The sequence below is a fragment of the Streptomyces sp. NPDC093065 genome, from assembly GCF_044754585.1.
Taxonomy (GTDB): Bacteria; Actinomycetota; Actinomycetes; order Streptomycetales; family Streptomycetaceae; genus Streptomyces.
Genome location: NZ_JBIVPJ010000071.1, coordinates 1 through 1,010 on the forward strand (window position 1 = coordinate 1; position 1,010 = coordinate 1,010).

At 74.3% G+C, this 1,010-nt stretch carries 2 protein-coding genes; both read right to left on the reverse strand.

Annotated elements, in window-relative coordinates; all coding sequences use genetic code 11:
• The coding region (locus tag ACIQFU_RS38680; RefSeq protein ID WP_402558077.1) for a biotin/lipoyl-containing protein at positions 1-847 on the reverse strand (847 nt) is incomplete at its 3' end.
• A gap of 10 nt (positions 848-857) precedes the next feature.
• Positions 858-1,010: transketolase C-terminal domain-containing protein (locus ACIQFU_RS38685; protein ID WP_402558078.1), on the reverse strand; the 153-nt coding region annotated here is incomplete at its 5' end.

A 1,010-nucleotide genomic window follows, 5' to 3' on the forward strand; every position in this document is an offset into this window, starting at 1 on the left:
ACTCGGTGACGTGCGGCGCGGTGAACGCCGAGCCGACCATCGCCGCCGCGGTCGCCTTGCGCACGCCCTTGACCGGGACACGGGTCTCGCGCGTCGTGTCGTACGAGGCCGGGGCGGCCGCCGTCGCTGCCGGCGCCGGGGCGGGGGCCTCGGACCGCGGGGCCGCCTGCGCCGGCTCGGACACGGGCACCGCCGCGTGGACGTCCTCGCGGGTGATGATGCCGTCCGGGCCGGAGGGGACGACCGTCGCCAGGTCGACGCCGAGGTCCTTGGCCAGCTTGCGCACCGGGGGCTTGGCCAGCGGGCGTTCGCCGGTGGCCGGGGCGGCCGGTGCCGCGGCAGGTGTCGCCGGTACCGCAGGTGCTGCCGGACCATGGCCGTTCAGCTCGGCCTGGATCGCCGCCGACGCCCCCTCCGAGGCGGCCGGGGCCTGGGCGCCCTTGCGGGGGCGGCGCCTGGTCGAGGAGGTGGAGACCCCGTAACCGACCAGGACCGGCTGGCGGCCCTCCGGCTTGGGCTCCTCCGCCTCGGCGGTGGCGGGCGTGTCCTCCACCGCCTCCTGCACCGGCTCCGCGGCCGCCGCACCGTCACCGACGGCCACCGCGATGATCGACGTACCGACGTCGACCGTGGTGCCTTCGGGGAAGTGCAGTTCGCGGACCACACCGTCGTAGGGGATGGGGAGTTCGACGGCGGCCTTGGCCGTCTCGACCTCGCACACCACCTGGCCGTCGGTGACCGTGTCACCGGGCTGGACGTACCACTTGAGGATCTCGGCCTCGGTGAGCCCCTCGCCCACGTCGGGCATCTTGAACTCACGCACGGAGCTGTCCGTCATCGTCGTCACGCTCCCCTCCTCAGTACGCCAGCGACCGGTCGACGGCATCCAGCACCCGGTCCAGGTCGGGCAGGTATTCCTCCTCCAGCCGCGCCGGCGGATACGGCGCGTGGTAACCGCCGACCCTCAGCACCGGAGCCTCCAGGTGGTAGAAGCAGCGCTCCGTGATCCG